General features: G+C 72.2%; 13 protein-coding genes and 1 tRNA gene. 8 read left to right on the top strand and 6 right to left on the bottom strand.

Annotated elements, in window-relative coordinates:
- Nucleotides 1-211: 211 nt before the first annotated feature.
- From BS83_RS21710 to BS83_RS21720, 3 genes are all read right to left on the bottom strand, one after another.
- Complete coding sequence (locus tag BS83_RS21710) at nucleotides 212-4,333, bottom strand: ABC transporter ATP-binding protein (RefSeq protein ID WP_037605278.1); 4,122 nt, start codon at nucleotides 4,331-4,333, stop codon at nucleotides 212-214.
- A gap of 84 nt (nucleotides 4,334-4,417) precedes the next feature.
- The gene (locus BS83_RS21715) at nucleotides 4,418-4,915 is read right to left on the bottom strand and encodes a PPOX class F420-dependent oxidoreductase (RefSeq protein ID WP_084713815.1); all 498 of its coding nucleotides are present in this window, start codon (nucleotides 4,913-4,915) and stop codon (nucleotides 4,418-4,420) included.
- A gap of 268 nt (nucleotides 4,916-5,183) precedes the next feature.
- Entirely contained in the window at nucleotides 5,184-5,846 is a 663-nt protein-coding gene (locus tag BS83_RS21720) for a TetR/AcrR family transcriptional regulator (RefSeq protein WP_037605279.1), read from the bottom strand.
- A 98-nt stretch (nucleotides 5,847-5,944) separates the two neighbouring features.
- On the opposite strand from BS83_RS21720, the gene BS83_RS21725 reads away from it, so the two are divergent.
- From BS83_RS21725 to BS83_RS21740, 4 genes are all read left to right on the top strand, one after another.
- Nucleotides 5,945-7,612: a carboxyl transferase domain-containing protein gene (locus tag BS83_RS21725; RefSeq protein ID WP_051943554.1), complete on the top strand. Its 1,668-nt coding sequence runs from the start codon at nucleotides 5,945-5,947 to the stop codon at nucleotides 7,610-7,612.
- 27 nt (nucleotides 7,613-7,639) lie between these two features.
- Entirely contained in the window at nucleotides 7,640-9,700 is a 2,061-nt protein-coding gene (locus BS83_RS21730; RefSeq protein WP_037605280.1) for an acetyl/propionyl/methylcrotonyl-CoA carboxylase subunit alpha, read from the top strand.
- 9 nt (nucleotides 9,701-9,709) lie between these two features.
- On the top strand, nucleotides 9,710-10,684 hold the full coding sequence (locus tag BS83_RS21735; RefSeq protein WP_037605281.1) for a hydroxymethylglutaryl-CoA lyase: 975 nt from the start codon (nucleotides 9,710-9,712) through the stop codon (nucleotides 10,682-10,684).
- A 103-nt stretch (nucleotides 10,685-10,787) separates the two neighbouring features.
- Nucleotides 10,788-11,963, top strand: a complete 1,176-nt coding sequence (locus BS83_RS21740; RefSeq protein WP_037609602.1) for an acyl-CoA dehydrogenase family protein — start codon at nucleotides 10,788-10,790, stop codon at nucleotides 11,961-11,963.
- Between the two features lie 242 nt (nucleotides 11,964-12,205).
- Here the strand turns inward: BS83_RS21740 and BS83_RS21745 are convergent, their stop codons facing one another.
- A complete protein-coding gene (locus BS83_RS21745) occupies nucleotides 12,206-12,736 on the bottom strand; it encodes a universal stress protein (protein ID WP_037605282.1) in 531 nt (176 codons plus the stop codon).
- A gap of 341 nt (nucleotides 12,737-13,077) precedes the next feature.
- Here BS83_RS21745 and BS83_RS21750 point away from each other — a divergent pair, with 341 nt between their 5' ends.
- The gene (locus tag BS83_RS21750) at nucleotides 13,078-13,767 is read left to right on the top strand and encodes an HAD family hydrolase (protein WP_037605283.1); all 690 of its coding nucleotides are present in this window, start codon (nucleotides 13,078-13,080) and stop codon (nucleotides 13,765-13,767) included.
- Nucleotides 13,768-14,389: 622 nt separating this feature from the next.
- Here BS83_RS21750 and BS83_RS21755 read toward each other — a convergent pair.
- Nucleotides 14,390-15,160 (bottom strand): GNAT family N-acetyltransferase, encoded by a 771-nt coding sequence (locus BS83_RS21755; protein ID WP_037605284.1) that lies wholly within the window; start codon nucleotides 15,158-15,160, stop codon nucleotides 14,390-14,392.
- 537 nt (nucleotides 15,161-15,697) lie between these two features.
- Here BS83_RS21755 and BS83_RS21760 point away from each other — a divergent pair.
- The 3 genes from BS83_RS21760 to BS83_RS21770 all read left to right on the top strand — a co-directional run bounded on the left by BS83_RS21760 (nucleotide 15,698) and on the right by BS83_RS21770 (nucleotide 18,073).
- Nucleotides 15,698-17,062 (top strand): helix-turn-helix domain-containing protein, encoded by a 1,365-nt coding sequence (locus BS83_RS21760; protein ID WP_084715033.1) that lies wholly within the window; start codon nucleotides 15,698-15,700, stop codon nucleotides 17,060-17,062.
- A 226-nt stretch (nucleotides 17,063-17,288) separates the two neighbouring features.
- A complete protein-coding gene (orn, locus tag BS83_RS21765; RefSeq protein ID WP_037605285.1) occupies nucleotides 17,289-17,891 on the top strand; it encodes an oligoribonuclease in 603 nt (200 codons plus the stop codon).
- Nucleotides 17,892-17,997: 106 nt separating this feature from the next.
- A tRNA-His gene (locus BS83_RS21770) sits at nucleotides 17,998-18,073 on the top strand.
- Nucleotides 18,074-18,151: 78 nt separating this feature from the next.
- Here BS83_RS21770 and BS83_RS21775 read toward each other — a convergent pair.
- Nucleotides 18,152-19,111, bottom strand: coding sequence for a slipin family protein (locus BS83_RS21775; RefSeq protein ID WP_198035278.1), 960 nt, complete (start codon nucleotides 19,109-19,111; stop codon nucleotides 18,152-18,154).
- Between the last annotated feature and the right edge of the window lie 6 nt (nucleotides 19,112-19,117).

Here is a 19,117-nt window from a genome sequence, read left to right on the forward strand (position 1 = left end):
CGCGCCCTACCCCCGTGCCGTGGTGCCGTCGAGCGGTGCGCAGGGAATGTCTATCAAAGCGGAAGGTGATCCAACAGATGGCCTTGAGCCACCTGTTTGCCCTGTTGTCCGGTTGACACTACGTCGACATATGGATGAAAGCTGCTATTCGTCGGGCCGGGGGCGGCGTCGACGACGCACCGCCCCCGGCCCGACCTGTGGCGCGCAGCGCTCAGCGCACCGCCGCCGTGGCCTCCTCCTCGCCGACGAACGCCCGCCACAGCCGCGCGTAGGCGCCGTCGGCCTGCAGCAGTTCGGCGTGGGTGCCGTCCTCCACGATCCGGCCGTGGTCCATGACGACCACCCGGTCCGCACGGGCCGCCGTGCTGAGCCGGTGCGCGATCACCACGGTGGTGCGGCGCTTGCCGCCGTGCCTGGCCAGTCGGTCGGCGGCGCGGTTGACGGCCGCCTCGGTGGCCAGGTCCAGCGCCGCGGTCGCCTCGTCCAGCAGCAGCAGGTCCGGGTCGACCAGTTCGGCGCGGGCCAGGGCGATCAGCTGGCGCTGCCCGGCCGACAGGTTCCGGCCGCGCTCGCTGACCCGGTGGAGATAGCCGCCGTCCAGCCGCGCGATCATCTCGTGCGCGCCGACCGCGCGCGCGGCGGCCTCGACCTCGGCGTCCGCGGCGTCCGGTCGGCCGTAGGCGATGGCGTCGCGAATGGTGCCCGCGAAGAGGTACGCCTCCTGCGGCACCACGCCGAGCCGGTGCCGGTAGCCGGCCAGGTCCAGCTCGCGCACGTCGCGGCCGTCGACGCGGACCGCGCCGCCCGTCACGTCGTAGAACCTGGCCAGCAGCTTGACCAGCGTGGACTTACCCGCGCCGGTCTCGCCCACCAGTGCGACGGTCTGACCGGCGGGTATGCGCAGCTCCACGCCGGTGATCGCCTCGGGCTTGCGGGCGGGTGCGGCCCGGACGGCTCCGGCGTCCGCGGCGCCCGGCCCGTCGTCGTCCGGATCCGGCGTGGCCACGAGCGCCGCGTTGTAGGCGAAGCGGACGTCGTCGAAGTGGACCTCACCGCGAAGCCTGCCGACCTCGGCCGGGCGTGCGGCCAGCGGCGTGGAGGTCGGGGTGCGCAGCAGCTCACGGATGCGGGTGAGGCCGACGGCCGCCTGCTGGTAGCCGTCGAAGACCTGCGAGAGCTGCTGCACCGGGGAGAAGAACAGGTCGATGTAGAGCAGGTAGGCCACCAGGGCGCCGGTGGTGAGCGTCCCGGCGTTGACCCGGTTCGCGCCGACGATCAGCACCAGCGCGGCGGCGATGCTGGAGAGCAGCTGCACGAAGGGGAAGTAGAGCGATATGTACAGCTGCGCCCTGACCCTGGTGCGCCGGTACGCGTCGCTGCGCTCGGCGAAGCGGTCGCGGTTGTGCTCCTCGCGCAGGAAGGCCTGCACGATGCGCATGCCCGCGACGTTCTCCTGAAGGTCGGCGTTGACCGTGCTGACCCTCTCCCGGCTCAGCCGGTAGACCTTGGAGGACTTGGCACGGAAGAGCAGCGTCGCCGCGATCAGCACCGGCAGCACCGCGAAGACGTAGAGCGCGAGGCCCGCGTCGAGCACCAGCAGCACGACGAAGATGCCGCCGAAGGTGAGCAGGCTGACCACCGCCGTGACGACGCCGGTCTGCAGGAAGGAGCTCAGCGCGTCGACGTCGGTGGTCATCCGGGTCATGATCCGGCCGCCGAGCTCGCGCTCGTAGTAGTCGAGGCCGAGCCGCTGCAGATGGGCGAAGATCTTGACGCGCAGGCTGTAGAGCACGCGCTCGCCGGTGCGGCCGCTGACCTGGGTCTCGACCGTCTGGACACCCCAGTCGGCCAGCACGATCAGCAGCGCGACCAATGAGACCGCGGCGACCGCTCCGCCCGCCGCCTTCGTCACGCCGTCGTCGATGCCGTGCCGGATCAGGATCGGCAGGGCCAGCGAGGCGCCCGCGTCCAGGGCCACCAGCAGCAGGGCCAGCAACAGCGGAGCCTTGAACGGCGCCAGCATCCGGCGCAGGTTGAAGCCGGGATCGGCCCTGCGCGCCTCCTCCAGCGGGATCGCCGGGGTCTCGTCGGCGGGCGGCAGCGCGGCCACCTTGGCCAGCAGCTCCGGTGTGGCGGCCATGCTGCCCATCGCGGAGTGCATGCCGCCCGGACCGCCGCCGTGACCGCCGGCCGCCGCGCCGGCCCGGCCGGTCGGGGCCGGAGCGTCAGGGTCCAGTTCGGGGAACCGTTCGCGGTCCCAGAGCTCGGGCGTGACTCCGTCCGGACGCGGCGCGGCGTCGGCCGCGGCCTCGGCGTCCAGCTCGGCGACGCGGCGCTCGGCGTCCTCGAGCTCCGCCGCGAGGACGGAGTCCGTCAGCAGCTGGGCAGCCGGGTCGGCCTGCCGGATGTCCCCGGCCATGGCGTCGGGGTCGGTGAGCAGGGAGCGGTAGAGCGGGCAGCGGGCTTCCAGCTCGGCGTGCGTGCCGATGTCGACGAGCCGGCCGCGCTCCAGCACGCCGATCCGGTCGGCGAGCTGGAGGGTGGAGCGGCGGTGGGCGATCAGCAGGGTGGTGCGGCCGGCCATGACCGTGCGCAGTGCCTCGTGGATCTCCGCCTCGACCTGGGCGTCGACGGCCGAGGTGGCGTCGTCGAGCAGCAGGATGTGCGGGTCGGCCAGGATCGCGCGGGCGAGGGCCACGCGCTGGCGCTGGCCGCCGGAGAGGGTGAGACCCTGCTCGCCGACGACCGTGTCGTAGCCCGCGGGCAGCTCGGAGATGAAGCCGTGGGCCTGGGCCGCGCGTGCGGCGGCCACCACCTCGTCCTCGGTGGCGTCGGGTCGGCCGTAGGAGATGTTGGTCCGCACCGACTCGGAGAAGAGGAAGCTGTCCTCCGGCACGATGCCGATGGCGGCGCGCAGCGAGCGCAGGGTGAGGTCGCGGACGTCGTGGCCGTGCACGCGGACCGTGCCGGCGGTGGCGTCGTAGAAGCGCGGGACGAGCATGCCGACCGTCGACTTGCCGGAGCCCGAGGCGCCGACCAGCGCGACCGTCTCCCCGGCGCGCAGGCTGAGGTTGAGTCCGCGCAGCACGGGCTCGGCGGAGGAGGCGTAGCCGAAGTCCACGTCCTCGAAGGAGACCGCGGGGTTCCGGGAGGCGGCGGACCCGGCTGCGTGGGACGGGTTCTCTCCCACCGTGCCGTCGGGGGCGTCCGCGTCGCGGTCCGCAGCGTCGAGCTCGGCCATCTCGTCGAGCCCGTCGAGGTCGTCCAGCCCCGCCAGCCCGTCCAGCTCGTCGATCTCCAGATCGATCGCGGAGGCGCGCTCCTCGATCACCGGGCGCTCGTCGATCAGCTGGAGCACCCGCTCGACGCTGGCGCGGGCCTGCTGGCCCACGGTGAGCAGCATGGTGAGCATCCGGACCGGGCCGGTCATCTGCGCGAGGTAGGTGGAGAAGGCGACGAAGGTGCCCAGGGAGACCTCGCCCTGGACCGCCAGCCAGCCGCCGAGCGCCAGCACGGCCACCTGGCCGAGGGCGGGGATGGCCTGCATGGCGGGGCCGTAGCGGGCGTTGAGCCTGATGCCCCGCAGCCGCCTGGCGTACAGGCGGCGGCTGGTGGACTCCAGCCGCCCGAGCTCCTGCTCCTCCTGGCCGAAGCCCTTGACGACACGGACGCCGGAGACTGCTCCGTCGACCACGCCGGCGACCCGGCCGGCCTCCTGCTGGGCGGACCAGGTGGCCGGGAAGAGCCGCTTGCGACTGAGCTGGGCGAACCACCACAGCGCGGGGGCCATCGCCAGCGCGATCAGGGTCAGCGTCGGCGACAGGAAGAACATCACCACGAGGGAGAGCAGGAACATCAGGACGTTGCCGGTCATCATCGGCAGCATCGAGAGGATCCCGACGATCATCTGCAGGTCGGAGGTGGCACGACCGACGACCTGTCCGGTGTCCAGGCTGTCCTGCTTGGCGCCGTCGAGCCGGGTCAGCGAGTCGAAGAGGTCCTGGCGCATGTCGTGCTGGACGTCCATGGCCAGCCGACCGCCCCAGTAGCGGCGCACCAGGGTCAGCAGGAAGACCACGACGGCCGCCGCGACGAGGGCGATGGCCCACGGCGCGAGCGGGCTGCTGTGGGTGGTGATGACGTCGTCGATGATGTGGCGGGGCACCAGCGGCACCAGCGCGGTGATGGCCATGCCGAGCAGCGAGGCGCCGAAGGACAGCAGCACGTTCGCGCGGTAGCGCCAGGCGTACCCGCTCAGCCGACGCAGCCATCCGGACCGGGGCCCGGCGGACGGGGTGGCGGCTTCCCCCTGAGACTTATGAGCCTGAGACATAATTAGCGAGCGTAACTTTCTATCGGTCAGCTGTCCATGGCTGGGTCGGTGCTTACATCGGGGCCCGGCGGGGGCCTGCCGCTCTCACCAGCCACCCCAGCCGTAACCGCGCTCGACGGCGATCCGGACGACCAGCCGTCGATCGGCGACCATGGCGGCGCGGTACTCGTCCCAGTCCGGGTGCTCCCCGACGATCCGGCGGTAGACCTCGACCAGTTCGTCCACCGTCGCGTCGCCGGGCGAGGCCGAGACGGGTGTCAGTTCGGCCGTCCCCTCGACCACGGCGTAGGCGCCGAAGTCGGGGCGGGTCACGTACATGCTGACCCGAGGGTCCCGGCGGAGGTTGGCGACCTTGGCCCGGTCGGCGGTCGTGGAGAAGCGGATCACCCCGCTCGCCCCGGCCTCGGGGTCGAAGTCGAAGCTCACATTGGAGAGCTGCGGGCGCCCGTCCCGCTTGAGGGTGACCACAGCTCCCTGGCGCGAGCCCGCGACCAGGTCGGCGAGGTCCTTCCGGACCCCCTCCGCCTTCTCTGCCTTCTCCGCGCTCTCCGCGCTCTCCGCCTGGTTCGCCGTGTCTGTCATCGTGCGTCCTCCCGTGCGCCGGATGCCACCTGGGTCAGCACCAGAGTGACGCGCACTGTTCCCGGACGCACCGGGCGCGGGCCCCGGAGGGGACCCGGCCTTGGTCGTAGGACGAGCGACCGAGCCCGGTCGCATGCCCGTCCGTCCGGACCCGTCGGGTCGGCACCGACCCGACGCCGTCAGCCCGAGGCCCGGCAGCGGGGGACCTGGCAGACCGGGACCCGGCGGCCCGGCAGCCGCCCGGGCGGGCGCCCTCGACCCGAGGCCGTCACTCGGCCGTGGCCGCCGCCGCCAGCGCCCCCAGGGCCAGCCGGTGCAGCAGGGACGCCATCGCGGCGCGACCGTCGGGATGGGCCTGCGGCGGCTGTCCAGCCTCGACCACACCGCCGACCCCGGCAGACGCGGAGGCGAAGGGCGTGGAGTGCGGAGTGGAGTTCAGCAGGCCGAACACCGCATGGACGGCGGGGCGGGCCTCCGCCCCGAGGCCGGGAAAGACCTGGCCGGCGACGTCCACCCAGAGCTCGACGTACTGGCGCTGCAGGCTCCGGACCCTGCGACGCTCCGGATCCGGCAGGTTCAGCAGCTCCCGGTCGTGCAGCGTGATCAGCGCGCTCTCGTCCAGGGCGAAGTCGATATGGCACTGGAGCAGCGACTCCAGCGCCTCACGCGGTCCGGCCGCGGCCTCCACCCGGCTGCGACCCTCCCCCAGCAGCCGCTCGCTGATGCCGACCAGCAGGTCGGCCAGCATCGCGTCCTTGCCGGCGAAGTGCCGGTACAGGCCGGGCCCGGAGATGCCGACGGCGCGCCCGATCTCGTCCACGCCCACGCCGAGGAAGCCACGCTCGGCGAAGAGCCGCGCGGCTTCGCGTCGGATCTGGGCGCGACGCGGGTTCTCGACTGGAGTGCTGGTCGGACTCGAGGGCTTCGCCATTGGGACATCGTAGACATGGGTGTTAGGCAGCGTTAACCTGAGGGAGATATGTTAACGCTCGTTCACTGGAGCGAATCGGAGCAAAGGAGCTCTTGGCGATGGCAGCTGCTCCCCTCCCCACCGGTTTCCCGCCGGGCCCGCAGGCCCGCGCGGCCGCACCCCGGCTGGAGAGCGCGGCGGATCCCACCTCGGCGACCTATCGGGCCAACGTCGAGGCCCACCAGGCGCTGACCGACGAGCTGCGGACCAAGCTCGCCGCGGCCGCCGAGGGCGGTGGCGCGCGCGCACGCGAGCGGCACACCTCCCGCGGCAAGCTGCTGCCGCGCGACCGGGTCGACACGCTCCTGGACGCGGGTTCGCCCTTCCTGGAACTGTCACCGCTCGCCGCCGACGGCCTCTACAACGGGGACGCCCCCGCTGCCGGAGTGATCGCCGGGATCGGGCGGGTGGCCGGACGCGAGGTCGTCGTGGTGGCGAACGACGCCACCGTCAAGGGTGGCACCTACTATCCGATGACCGTCAAGAAGCACCTGCGGGCGCAGGAGGTCGCGCTCGACAACCGGCTTCCCTGCGTCTACCTGGTGGACTCCGGCGGCGCCTTCCTGCCGATGCAGGACGAGGTCTTCCCGGACCGTGACCACTTCGGGCGGATCTTCTACAACCAGGCCCGTCTCTCCGCCGCCGGCATCCCCCAGCTGGCCGCCGTGATGGGCTCCTGCACCGCGGGCGGCGCCTACGTCCCCGCCATGAGCGACCAGGCCGTCATCGTGCGCAACCAGGGCACGATCTTCCTCGGCGGGCCGCCGCTGGTGAAGGCCGCGACCGGTGAGGTCGTCACCGCCGAGGAGCTGGGCGGCGGCGAGCTGCACTCCCGCACCTCCGGCGTGACGGACCACCTCGCCGAGAACGACACCCACGCCCTGGCGATCCTGCGCACCGCCGTGGCCGGGCTCGGCCCGCGCGCCGCCAGGCCCTGGGAGGTCGAGCCGATCGAGGAGCCGACCGTCGACCCGGCCGGCCTCTACGGCGCCGTGCCCGTAGACCCGCGCACCCCGTACGACGTGCGCGAGGTCATCGCCCGCGTCGTCGACGGCAGCCGCTTCGCCGAGTTCAAGGCCGAGTACGGCCCGACCCTGGTCACCGGCTTCGCCCGGATCCACGGCCACCCGGTGGGGATCGTCGCCAACAACGGCATCCTCTTCGCCGAGTCGGCGCTCAAGGGCGCCCACTTCATCGAACTGTGCGACCAGCGCGGCATCCCGCTGCTCTTCCTGCAGAACATCTCCGGCTTCATGGTCGGCCAGAAGTACGAGGCGGGCGGCATCGCCAAGCACGGGGCAAAGATGGTCACCGCCGTGGCCACCACCCGCGTGCCCAAGCTGACCGTCGTGGTCGGCGGCTCGTACGGCGCGGGCAACTACTCGATGTGCGGGCGGGCCTACTCCCCGCGCTTCCTGTGGATGTGGCCCGGCGCCAAGATCTCCGTCATGGGCGGCGAGCAGGCGGCCTCCGTGCTGGCCACCGTGCGTCGCGACCAGTACCAGGCGCGCGGCGAGGACTGGGCCGCCGAGGCGGAGGAGGAGTTCCGCCGCCCGGTGCGCGAGCAGTACGAGCGCCAGGGCAACGCCTACTACGCCACGGCCCGGCTCTGGGACGACGGCGTGATCGACCCGATGGACACCCGGACCGTGCTCGGCCTCGCGCTGAGCGCCTGCGCCAACGCCCCCCTGCCCGAGCCGCGCCCCTACGGCGTCTTCCGCATGTGACATGACGAGAGGTCACCTCCTGTGCCTATGTTCGAGAGTGTTCTGGTGGCCAACCGCGGCGAGATCGCGGTTCGGGTCATCCGCACGCTGCGGCGCCTGGGCGTGCGTTCCGTCGCCGTGCACAGCGCCGCCGACGCCGGGGCTCCCCACGTCCGGGCGGCCGACACCGCCGTACTGATCGACAGCTACCTCGACGGCGCCGAGTTGGTCGCCGCCGCGAAGCGCGCCGGCGCCGAGGCCGTGCACCCCGGCTACGGCTTCCTCGCCGAGAACGCGGCCTTCGCCCGCGCCTGCGCCGAGGGCGGCCTGGTCTTCATCGGCCCGCCCGCCGACGCGATCGAGTTGATGGGCGACAAGATCCACGCCAAGGAGGCCGTCCAGGCCGCAGGCGTGCCCGTCGTCCCCGGCAGCAGCGGAGACGAGCTGGACGACGCCGCGCTGCTCGCGGCCGCAGCGGAGATCGGCCTGCCGGTGCTGCTCAAGCCGTCCGCCGGTGGCGGCGGCAAGGGCATGCGCCTGGTCCACGACGCGGCACGGCTGCCCGAGGAGATCGCCGCCGCGAGGCGCGAGGCCCGCACCTCGTTCGGCGACGACACCCTGCTGCTGGAGCGGTGGATCGACCGCCCCCGACACATCGAGATCCAGATCCTCGCCGACGCGCACGGCAACGTCGTCCACCTGGGCGAGCGTGAGTGCAGCCTCCAGCGGCGCCACCAGAAGCTGATCGAGGAAGCCCCTTCCGTGCTCCTCGACGAGGCCACCCGCGCCCAGATGGGTGCTGCGGCCGTGCGTGCGGCGAAGTCCTGCGGCTACACGGGCGCAGGCACCGTCGAGTTCATCGTCCCCAGCGGCGATCCCTCCTCCCACTTCTTCATGGAGATGAACACCAGGCTCCAGGTGGAACACCCGGTGACCGAACTCGTCACCGGCCTGGACCTGGTGGAGTGGCAGCTCCGCGTTGCGGCGGGCGAAGCGCTCGCCTTCGCCCAGCACGACGTCACACTCACCGGGCACGCCATCGAGGCGCGCATCTGCGCCGAGGACCCCGGCCGTGGCTTCCTGCCCTCGGGAGGGCAGGTGCTGCTGCTGAACGAGCCCGAGGGGGAAGGGGTCCGGGTCGACTCCGGACTGGTCCCCGGCCTCGTCGTCGGCAGCAGCTACGACCCGATGCTGTCCAAGGTCATCTCCTACGGTCCCGACCGGGCCACCGCCCTGCGCAGGCTGCGCGCCGCCCTTGCGGAGACGGTCGTGCTCGGGGTCGTCACCAATGCCGGCTACCTGCGCCGACTGCTCGCTCATCCCGACGTCGTCGCGGGGCGTCTCGACACCGGTCTCGTCGAGCGCCACCCGGAGCTGACGCTATCCCCGTCCGCCGACGGAGGCCAAGCCGATCCGGTCCAGCCTGTGGACAACTTTCCGCTGCTCGCCGCCGCCCTGCTCAGGCAGCTCGCGCTGGCGCCCGCCGCGGCTGCGGCCGGAGCGGGCTGGGTCGATCCCTTCGACCGGCCGACGGGCTGGCGCATCGGCGGGACCCCCGCCTGGTCCCGGCACCACCTGCGTCTGCCCGGCGCCGATCCGGTCCTGGTCCTGGTGCGGCCGCACCGCGACGGCGGCTTCGAGGTCCGCGTCGGCGACGGTCCGCTCGTCCGGGCCCAGGCCCACGCCGAACTGGCGCACGGCGCCGGCCGGTTGTCGGTCACCCTGGACGGCGTCACCCGGGCCTTCGCCTGCGGCGTGGAGGGCTCCCGGCACGACGAGGGCACCGTCTGGCTGTCCCGCGACGGCGACAGCTGGGCCTGCCATGTCCACGACCCGCTCGCCGACCTCGCCTTCGGCGCGGCGGGCGCGCACGGGGGCACGCTCACCGCGCCGATGCCGGGGACGGTCACCCTCGTCAAGGCCTCCGTCGGCGACCAGGTGAAGCGCGGTCAGGCCGTGCTGGTGCTGGAGGCGATGAAGATGGAGCACGTCATCACCGCGCCCCACGACGGCACCGTGCAGCAGCTCAAGGTCGTGCCCGGCGTCACCGTCGCCATGGACGAGCTGCTCGCCGTGATCGCGCCGCTCGCCGAGACCACGGAATCCTGAGGAGTGGCGATGACCGATCACGAACCCACCGTCCTGGAGCTCGGCCTGCCGGCTCCGGTGCGCTCCGACGGCCTCCCGGCGCGGGTGCGGATCCACGAGGTGGGACCGCGCGACGGGCTGCAGAACGAGTCCGTGGCCCTGCCGGTCGAGGTGAAGGCCGAGTTCATCGCCCGGCTCGCCGCGGCAGGGCTGCGCACCGTCGAGGCGACGAGTTTCGTCCACCCCAAGTGGGTGCCCCAACTCGCCGACGCCGAGGAGCTCTTCCCGAGCCTGGCCGAGCTGCCCGGGCGGTACCCGGGACTGCGGCTGCCGGTGCTGGTGCCCAACGAACGCGGCCTGGACCGCGCGCTGGCCCTGGGCGCCGCCGACATCGCGGTCTTCGCCAGCGCCACCGAGACCTTCGCGCGGCGGAACCTGAACCGCTCGGTGGCCGAGTCCCTGGAGATGTTCGCACCGGTCGTGCGCCGGGCCACCGAGTCCGGCGTCAGCGTGCGCGGCTACCTCTCCATGTGCTTCGGCGACCCGTGGGAGGGCCCCGTCGCCACCGCCCAGGTGGTGGCCGTGGGCACGGCGCTGCTCGAACAGGGGTGCACCGAGCTGAGCCTCGGCGACACCATCGGAACGGGCACCCCCGGCCAGGTCGAAGCCCTGCTCGCCGCCTTCGGCGACGCGGGCGTCGGCCCCGAGCGGCTGGCCGTGCACTTCCACGACACCTACGGGCAGGCACTGGCGAACACCCTGGCCGCGCTGCGCTGCGGAGTCACCGTCGTGGACTCCTCGGCGGGCGGACTGGGCGGCTGCCCCTACGCCAAGAGCGCCACCGGCAACCTCGCCACCGAGGACCTGCTCTGGATGCTGCAGGGCCTCGGCATCGAGACCGGCGTCGACCTGGCCGCGCTCGCCGGCACCAGCCACTGGCTGGCCGGCCACATGGGCCGTCCCAGCCCGTCCCGCGCCGTCCGCGCGCTGGTCGGCTCCGGCTGATCCGGCCGGGCCGGGCCGGCCCCTGCCGCGGGCGGTCGACCCGACCGCCCGCGGCGCCCACAGACCTCCCACGCCTCCCCACCCTCAGGAGACCGTCACCATGCTGGACCACCGCCTCGACTCCGAGCACGAAGAACTGCGGCGCACCGTCCGTGAGTTCGCACAGGACGTGGTCGCCCCCAAGATCGGCGACTACTACGAGCAGAACGAGTTCCCCTACGAGATCGTCCGCGAGATGGGCCGGATGGGGCTCTTCGGGCTGCCCTTCCCCGAGGAGTACGGCGGGATGGGCGGCGACTACTTCGCCCTCTGCCTGGCGCTGGAGGAGCTCGCCCGGGTCGACTCCTCGGTGGCGATCACCCTGGAGGCCGCCGTCTCCCTCGGCGCGATGCCGATCCACCGCTTCGGCACCGAGGAGCAGAAGCGCACCTGGCTGCCGAAGCTCTGCTCCGGCGAGATGCTGGGCGCCTTCGGCCTGACCGAGCCCGAGGGCGGCTCCGACGCCGGTGCGACGCGGACCACCGCCCACTACGACAAGGCCACCGACGAGTGGGTGATCAACGGCTCGAAGTGCTTCATCACCAACGCGGGCACCGACATCACCGGGCTCGTGACCGTGGCCGCGCTCACTCCTTCGAGCGAAGACGCGGAGGGTTCCTCCCCGACCCGGTCCATCTCGACCATCATCGTGCCCACCGGGACGCCGGGCTTCAGGGTCTCCAAGAAGTACTCCAAGGTCGGCTGGAACGCCTCCGACACCCGTGAGCTGTCCTTCTCCGACTGCCGCGTGCCGGCGGCCAACCTGCTCGGCGAACCGGGCCGCGGCTACGCGCAGTTCCTGCGCATCCTCGACGAGGGGCGGATCGCGATCGCGGCCCTGGCCACCGGCCTGGCTCAGGGCTGCGTCGACGAGTCGCTGCGCTACGCCGGCGAGCGGCGCGCCTTCGGCCGCGCGATCGGCGCCAACCAGGCGATCCAGTTCAAGATCGCCGACATGGAGATGCGGGCGCACACGTCCCGGCTGGCCTGGTACAACGCGGCGAGCCGGATGCTGGCGGGCGAGTCCTTCAAGAAGGAGGCGGCGATCGCCAAGCTGTACTCCTCCGAGTCGGCGGTGACCAACGCGCGTGAGGCCACGCAGATCCACGGCGGCTACGGCTTCATGAACGAGTTCCCGGTGGCCCGCTTCTGGCGCGACAGCAAGATCCTGGAGATCGGCGAGGGCACGTCCGAGGTGCAGCGGATGCTGATCTCGCGCGAACTCGGCATGCAGTACTGACGACGGGCGCGACCGAGCCGCACGCCGCCCCGCGCACGGTTCAAGGCGGGCGGTGCGCGGCAAGGAGCACGGCCCGCCAAGGACCAGGACCCGTGGCAGTGCGGCCCGGGCCGGACGGGAGTCCGGGCCGGGCCCTGGGTCGCCGCCGCGGAGATGACACGCGGTGCGCAACGGCCTGCGCCGCCACGCCGGGCAGTTGCGTCCGGCGGAGTGGCGAGCAGTGACCTGCGGCTTGCCGCGGCTCAGGGAATGACGACGACGGGGCGGTTGGCGCGGCGGGCCAGCCGGCCGGCCACCGAGCCGAAGAGCCGCCCCAGCAGCCCGTGCGTACCGCCCACGACGATCGCGTCCGCGGCGTACTCCCGCGCGACCTCCTCGAGCTCGTGGCAGATGTCCCCGCCCCGCTCCACCAGCAGCCAGGGAACGTCGCTCAGGAACTCCGCACAGGCCAGCTCGAGCCCGAGCACCTCGGTGCGGTGGTCCGGCACGTCCACGAAGACCGGCGGCTCACAGCCGGCCCACACCGTGGCCGGAAGGCGGTTCGCGACGTGGACCAGCACCAGCCCGGATCCCGAGCGCCGCGCCATGCCCACGGCGTAGGCCAGTGCTCGCTCGCTGGAGATCGAACCGTCGAACCCCACCACGACACCGTGGAGGAACGCCGGGTCGCACGGGCGTGCCTGCTGTGACTGGACTTCAAAACTTGGCATCGGCAGTTGGGGTCCCGTCGGCTGCTTGTGTTCGCGGGGCTCTGGATGCTCGTAACCGGCCATGGCTTCTGGACGTTTCGCGAGGTGGGATCCGAGGGTGGTGCACGGGAGAACGAGGAGAACGTGCTGGGGTCTTGGGAGGTGGGCCGACAGGCGGCCGGTTTTCCTCTTCCTTCCAGGGTACGGCGACAATCAGTCTCCGCACAGATGCAGAGTGTGCACCGCGGCCGCAGTTCCCGCGAACGGAGGACGCGTGCGCCCGGGGCGTGCATGGAGCATGCCCCAGCGCCGCCGCTTGTGCAACGGTCTGAGCGGGTTCGAACCACGGCGATGACACACTGATTTTCGGACAAAAGCCGCCGGTGCGGCTGCCGCATATGCCAGAAGACTGGAACGATGCGGCCATGCCGCCTCTGCTGCTCTTCGATCTCGACAACACCCTCATCGATCGGAATCTGGCCTTCCGCGGCTGGGCACAGCGTTTCCTGCACGACTGGGCACTGCCCGACGAGGATCTCGGCTGGCTGTCGACCCTCGACTGCGGCGGCTACTTCCCCCGCGAATCGCTCATGCGGGCCACCGTGGCCCGCTACGGACTGCACGTCTCCCTGGAGGCGTTGCTGCGGGACTACGCGGACACGATGATCGAGCTGATCAGCTGCCCGGAACCGCACCAGGAGGCCCTGCGCAGGGCGCGGAGCGCGGGGTGGACGCTCGGGATCGTCAGCAACGGACAGACGGCCCAGCAGCAGGCCAAGATCGAGAGAACCGGTCTGGCCGGATTGGTCGACGGCTGGGTCATCTCCGAGGAGGTCGCCTGCGAGAAGCCGGATCCCCGGATCTTCCGTCTCGCCGCCGACCGCTGCGGTCTGCCGACCCGCGTCACCGGGGACGAAGGCGCGTGGACCAGCACCACATGGATGGTCGGCGACCACGCACCCGCGGACATCGCCGGCGCGGAGGTGGCCGGTCTGCGCAGCGTCTGGCTCGACCACGGCCGCCCGTGGCCGGAACTGGGCTACCGCCCCACCCTGACAGCGAGCGGCATCCCCGAGGCCGTCACAGGCGTCCTGGACGCTCCTCTGCACGCCTGAGCGGCGTTACCCGCCCCCCAGGAAGGGGGCAGGTGCGGCAATCGGGCACCGGCGCGGTGCACCGGGCCCCAGCGGGCCCCAGCGGGCCCGCGGCCCGCCGACGGGTGCAGATCGCCCTGCCCGTTCGGCGACCAGTGCCGGAGTGGCTTGCGGTGCCGTTCCCGCCCGGAGGACCGTGCACACCCTCGTTGTCGTCGCCGAACCGCTGACGACCGACCGCCTGCGGCTGACCGCCCGCCGCCCGCGCGGCCGGGCCTGTCCGGGGACGCCGGAGCAGAGGAACAGGCTGGATCCGGGCAGCGGGCGCGGCGCCGGAGCGAACGGGAAAGGGGCCCGGTCCGCACCGCCGACCGTCCACGACCTGCCCGTTCCACTGCGCACGGTCCTCCGGCGGGCCTGCGGCCGGGAACTCCCCCGCTCCGCTGCCCCGCGCTGCACGGCCCGCACCCCCTTGCCCACGCCCCCTTGCCCCTCACTCCGCCGCCCCGCTCCGCATGGCCACTCCCGCATGGCCGAATCGCCGAACCGCTCATGTGCGGTCGCGTACGCGGCTGATACTCCGCCTTGCGCCTGAGCGGGCCCGACACCCCGCACCGGTCCCGCACGGGTCGGACGACGGGCTCTATCGCCACCAGCGGGAGAGGCCGCGTTCGGTGAAGCCGAGGTGGCGGTAGAGAGGTTCACCCAGCAACGTCGCCGTCAGGGTCGCCACGCGGTCCGGGTGGGCGGCCAGGGCGGCCCGCATGAGCGCGCGGGCCGCACCGCGGGAGCGCTCCGCAGGGAGAGTGGCGACCCAGTAGAAGCCGACCGCGGTGCCGTCGTCCCAGGTGACGCACGCCGCCGCAGGGCGGCCGTCCACCCTCGCCAGCCAGCTCCGGCGACCGGGCAGTCTCGCGTAGGCCTCGGGGAACTGGCCGCCACGACGCCAGGGCAACTGCTGCGCGATCGGGAACCCCTCGACCACCACGCGTTCGACGTCGTCGCGGTCAGGCCGGGTCAGGGCCTCCGCTGCGAGGACGGGCCCGGCTGCGTCCGCCGCCTCGGCGCGGCCGACCGGGCCGGGGCCGGCCGGGCCGGCGGACGCCGGCGTGGGCGCCGCATCCCGAACCATGACCGGCATGGTCAGGGCGGCCTCGCGGCCCCACGCGGACAGATCGAGCGCCAGATAAGGATCCTCCAAGCACATCTGGCGTGGATCCCACTCGTGAAGCAGCGTCAGCAGGCGGACGGTCAGCGCGTCCGGGTCATCGGGCGGTGCCGTCAGCAGGACCCGCGCCCCGTCCTGCCCCCGGACTGCCGTGAACTCCGGTCGAATGACGCACTCCCAACCCCGCGCTCCGGCCATGGCCTGCCAGTGACCTGCCGCATTGGCGACCGCGAGTTCGAATCCCATCCGCTCACCCTAGGCTCCGCCCGGGAACTGCTCAGCCATTTCCGGTGCGTCGCAACCGCCCTGCCACAGGGGCCGGAGGGCGCTCTGAGGCAGGGAACGACTCTCGCGCGCGCGGTGTATGCGCCCCCGCGCACTCCCGAGCGCCTCTTTTCGGTCAACTTGGATACACATGCCCGACGTTGGCCGTACCCGCAGCCCAGGCCCACCGGCTGAGCTGCTGCGGGGCCGTCAAGTGCCTTGCAGCCGTGCGACAACTGGCCACCGGCCCGCATGCCCCCTTCCCTGAAGGGTGGATGGGTGCCAGTCTTCGTGATCGAATGCTTCACGCCAAATTGCCATGTCGATATAGCGTCTGATGGTGAACTAGTCGCACCACCATCATCCGAGCCAGTAGATTCGATCTTGATGGGAGCAAAGAGGGGCGGGGGCTCGACAGGCGCCATCGCAGGAGCGGTGCAGACGACACCGTGGGGACCACACCACCGGGACGACCATGACAGCGAGGGGGGCCGGAGCGCCTTGAGCAGGGTCAGCAGGATAACCGCCACCGGGGACGAAGCGACGGCAGCCGTCCCGGTCGGCGCCACCGGTTCCGCCAACCTCGCCGCTGTCACCCGCAAGCTCTCGGGGCGCCGCCGTCCGGAGATCGTGGCCGTACTGCTTTTCAGCGGCGGTCCGATCTTCGAGAGCTCGATCCCGCTCTCCGTTTTCGGGATCGACCGCCAGGATTCCGGGCTGCCGCACTACCGCCTGCTGGTCTGCGCCGGGGAGAGCGGTCCGCTCGCGACGACCGGCGGGCTCACCATGACGGCGCCGCACGGCCTCGAAGGGCTCGCCCGCGCCGGAACGGTCGTGGTGCCCGCCTGGCGCTCCGCCGCCCAGACGCCCCCGGCCGAGGCGCTCGCCGCGCTCCGCAAGGCCCACGCCGAAGGGGCCCGGATCATCGGCCTGTGCACCGGAGCTTTCGTGCTCGCCGCCGCCGGCCTCCTCGACGGCCGCCCCGCGACCACCCACTGGATGTACGCGCCGACCCTGGCCAAGCGGTACCCGCAGGTCCAGGTCGACCCCCGGGAACTCTTCATCGACGAGGGCGACGTGCTCACCAGCGCCGGCACCGCGGCCGGTATCGACCTCTGCCTGCACGTGGTCCGCGCCGACCACGGCGCGGAGGCCGCCGCCGCACTGGCCCGCCGCCTGGTCGTCCCGCTGCGCCGCACGGGCGGACAGGCCCCCTACGTCGACCGGTCTTTACCGGAGGAAATCGGCAACGACCCGCTGGCCGAAGTGGTCACCTGGGCCCTCGACAACCTTTCCAAGCAGTTCGACGTGGAGGTGCTGGCGGCTCGCGCCTACATGAGCCGGCGCACCTTCGACCGGCGCTTCCGCGCGCTCACCGGCAGTGCTCCACTGCAGTGGCTGATCTCGCAGCGGGTGCTGCAGGCTCAGCGACTGCTGGAGACCACCGAACTGTCGGTGGACGAGGTCGCGCGCCGCTGCGGCTTCCGCTCGCCGGTCGCACTGCGCGGGCACTTCCGTCGTCAGCTCGGCGTCTCTCCCGCGGTGTACCGCAGCACCTTCCGCGCCCGTCGACCGGAGTCCACACCGACGGGCGGCACGGCGGGCATGCAGTCCACCCCGGTCGCCGCGGCCACGGGAGCCGCCACGACGAGCGGGCCCGCCGATCAGTTCGGCCCGACCCTGCCGACGGTGCCGCCGCAGGGCGGCCCTGCCCGCGCTCCGGGACGCGTCGGTGCGCGCACCCGCCAGGGCGCCGGTCGTCAGGCGGCACCCGCCGACCACTCCTCCCCCGCGGAGGACGGTCGAGTGGGACCGGGCCAGGCGCTGAGCCACCCGGACGGCGCGACAGCCGCGCTCCGCGGCCGCAGCTCCGAGCAGCGGTAGCGTTCTCGGAGCCGGTCCTTCGGCTCCGAGAACGCGAAGGCCGCACGGAACCCCGGGCCCGATCAGGTCGGGCACGACCGGTCCTGCCCGGCCGTGTCGACTTGCGTGCGCGGAGGGCGATGATCGACCATGACGGGTCAACCGGTCGCCCACACGAGTCTGCTGCGCGGCCCCCGGTTGACACCGACAGCAGAACGCGTGCACAAGCCCTGGGACGGTGAGCCGGATGAACGATCGCATGGTGTGGATCGACTGCGAGATGACGGGACTCGACCTGGGAAGAGACGCTCTGGTGGAGGTCGCCGCCCTGGTGACCGACTCCGAGCTGAACATCCTGGGTGAAGGCGTCGACATCGTGGTGCGACCGCCCGCCGAGGCGGTCGAGCAGATGCCCGAGATCGTCCGCGAGATGCACACCTCCTCCGGCCTGCTGGAGGAACTCGAGGGCGGCACCACGCTCGCCGAGGCCGAGGCCATGGTGCTCGCCTACATCCGCGCGCACGTGCCCGAGGCCGGCAAGGCGCCCCTCTGCGGGAACTCCGTGGCCACCGACCGCGGCTTCCTCGCGCGGGACATGCCGGCCCTGGAGTCGCACCTCCACTACCGGATCGTCGACGTGTCCTCGATCAAGGAGCTGGCCCGCCGCTGGTACCCGCGGGCGTACTACAACAGCCCGAAGAAGCAGGGGAACCACCGGGCGCTCGCCGACATCCGGGAGAGCATCGCGGAGTTGAAGTACTACCGCGAAGCCGTGTTCGTGCCCGCCCCGGGACCGGACACCGACGCGGCCCGCGCGATCGCCTCCCGGTACGAACTGCCCCCGGCCTGAGCCGGCGACGGCGGCTGTCTGACCAGCCGGTAAACCTGGTCGTGAGCACCCCGCAGCATCCTGTAGAGTTATCTCCGTCAGCGCGCGAGAGTGCGCCGGACGGATGGTGGGTGTAGCTCAGCTGGTAGAGCACTGGGTTGTGATCCCAGGTGTCGCGGGTTCGAGCCCCGTCACTCACCCCATCAGCTCAGGGCCCGACCGTGTGAACGGTCGGGCCCTGAGTCGTTCCTGAGGGTCGGTGGGGTGAAACCCCGTCCGATTCAGGCCTCTTCGGGCTTCCGCCGGGCGTCCGTCTCCTCGGCCTCCTTGAGCTGGGCCTCCAGCTCGGACGCCGGCAGACCCTCGATCTCGGGAATGACCAGACCACCGGCTTCGAGCTCCGCGTCCGCCTCCTCCTCCAGCTCGGGCAGGCTGACCGCGGCCGCGGTCGGCGCCTCCGGCTTCGCCTCACCGTCGGGCTTGGGCGTCATCCCGTCGAGGAAGCGGAGCAGCTCGACCGGGAACGGCAGCACCAGGGTCGAGTTTTTCTCGGCCGCCACCTCGACGACCGTCTGCAGCAGTCGGAGCTGCAGGGCCGCCGGCGTGCCGGACATGATCGTCGCCGCCTCGGACAGCTTCCTGGATGCCTGGAACTCACCGTCCGCCGTGATGATCCTGGCGCGGCGCTCACGCTCCGCCTCCGCCTGCCGGGACATCGAGCGCTTCATCGACTCCGGCAGCGCGACGTCCTTGATCTCCACCCGGTCGATGTGGATGCCCCAGCCGATGGACGGGCTGTCGAGCATCAGCTCCAGGCCCTGGTTCAGCGGCTCGCGGTTGGTGAGCAGGTCGTCGAGTTCGCTCTTGCCGATGATCGACCGGAGGGAGGTCTGCGCCACCTGGGACATGGCGAAGGTGTAGTTCTGCACGTTCACGGTCGCGAGAACCGGGTCCTCGACGCGGAAGTAGACCACAGCGTCCACCCGCACCGTGACGTTGTCCCTGGTGATGCCCTCCTGGGCCGGCACCGGCATCGTGACGATCTGGACGTTCACCTTGCGCAACCGGTCAGCGACCGGGAGCAGCAGGGTCAGACCGGGCTGCTTGATCCCGCTGCGGACGCGCCCGAAGCGGAACACCACGCCGCGCTCGAACTGCTGGACCACCCGCACGCCGGTGGCCACCCACAGCGCTCCCGCGCCGAGCACCGCCAGGACGACATCAACAGCCAGCATCGCCATCACCCG

Source organism: Streptacidiphilus rugosus AM-16, from assembly GCF_000744655.1.
GTDB classification, from domain to species: domain Bacteria; phylum Actinomycetota; class Actinomycetes; order Streptomycetales; family Streptomycetaceae; genus Streptacidiphilus; species Streptacidiphilus rugosus.